The sequence below is a fragment of the Pseudomonas sp. genome (genome assembly GCF_049590575.1).
GTDB lineage: Bacteria > Pseudomonadota > Gammaproteobacteria > Pseudomonadales > Pseudomonadaceae > Aquipseudomonas.
On record NZ_JBAWDE010000302.1, the window covers coordinates 1 to 1,582 of the forward strand.

At 52.3% G+C, this 1,582-nt stretch carries 2 protein-coding genes; one reads left to right on the forward strand and one right to left on the reverse strand.

The genetic code is table 11. The features are described 5' to 3' along the window. Positions 1-713 (forward strand): HNH endonuclease family protein (locus tag WBR57_RS21145; protein WP_424086291.1); only part of this gene is annotated, 713 nt, incomplete at its 5' end. Positions 714-972: 259 nt separating this feature from the next. Here WBR57_RS21145 and WBR57_RS21150 read toward each other — a convergent pair. Next, entirely contained in the window at positions 973-1,137 is a 165-nt protein-coding gene (locus WBR57_RS21150; RefSeq protein WP_424086293.1) for a hypothetical protein, read from the reverse strand. Positions 1,138-1,582 lie beyond the last annotated feature (445 nt).

Genomic DNA, 1,582 nt, shown 5'->3' on the forward strand with positions numbered 1-1,582 from the left:
CCACAGCACAGGTCTCTAAGACGGTCAAAAATTACCTAGAGGGACTCGTGAAGCATCTCGACGTCCAAAGCGCCCTTCCGCTCGTTCTCGCTGGGTACGTCTGTTTGTCACCGACTGATTTTGAAAAGCTTTTAAAGAGAATTATTTCTATTTATATCCGACACACTCTCATCGCGAATCAAAATCCCACAGACCTTGAGACAGCTTTCTACGAGGCTGCACGCGCAATTAGATCATCAAGAACGAGTGGAAAATCTAGCAAACAGGCGTTGAAGTCAGCTAAACCTTTGCTGGATAAACTCAATCCCATTGATTCGCTTGTGCAGCAGAAGACTGAAGATCTTGTGCTCACGCAAAGCGAGGCTGGATGGATTATGCGAGAGATTGCGAACAGCAAACAAAGTGCGACAAAAGAAATCGGAATGGATCAGGCCAATGTAGAACATGTCTTCCCCCGAAATGCTGGGGCCGAGTGGCCTACACGCACGGTTCTCGAACCTTATATCTGGAATATTGGAAATCTGACGGTTTTGGGACGGAAGATTAATAACAAGGCGGCGAACAAGGCTTATGCTGATAAGTACAAAGATCAGTACTCAATTTCCGAAATTAAGATTACGAAGGAACTTCCAAATACGAAAGTGTGGGACGTTGCAGCGATACAAAAACGAGCCGCCGAATATGGAAAGTTGATCGTTACAATCTGGAGTTAACGCGGCGCGACGCCGATAGAGACTCCGCTGGTCCACCACATAGGACAAGCTCCAAGGTCGGCAAGCACCACCAGACCAGCGTAGCGGCGCACCACAATCACCACCACCGCGTTTTGTTCCCGGCCCCCGCCTCCATCAGGGCCGGGAACAAGACGCGGCTAAGCATCAGCCGTCAGCATCAGCAACCGTCGTGACGGCGCAGCAGCGACGGCGCGATGGGTGCGCCCCATGATGACCGCTATCGAACGATGAGCGGCCTCTATGCCGGATGACAGAATGGGCTGCGCTGCTTGTAATCGACGACGGTGCCTGCTGCACGACTGCGGAAGCGCGGGAGATGGTGGCAGTGCGGATGAGTGACGATGACGGATGCGCCTTGTCGATGACGGCTGATGATGAAGGCCAAGGCGACGCTGGCGCGCATACCCGGTCACCAGTTGGCGCAACTGGTCGATGATGGTCACTGATCGACGTTGACCGTCGCTGGTGGCCACTGCTGCACGACGGCGAACGATGAGTGATGATGATGATGGATAACAAACGATGATGTGCACCACCGATCACACCTTCGCGCACCCGCGCGATTGTTTAGATCACCTAATGTCAGTAAATGTCACCGCCCGCCTAATTTCCTTAGGGGTGGCGTGTCGTTCTTTTTTATACCCTGATCCACCATGCCACTTAACTAATTTGCCTGGGATTTTCGGACGCTCAATCAGGCCCGGTGCGTCGGGATCATTCTCCATTGTTCGTGGTGGTACGTCATGGTGATCGTTGTTTTTTTGATCGTCATGTTGAGCATCGAGTCGTGGGGGATTCTGTCGCGACAAGTTCCCACGATGTTCCCACAGCGCTCACTTTTAAGTTCC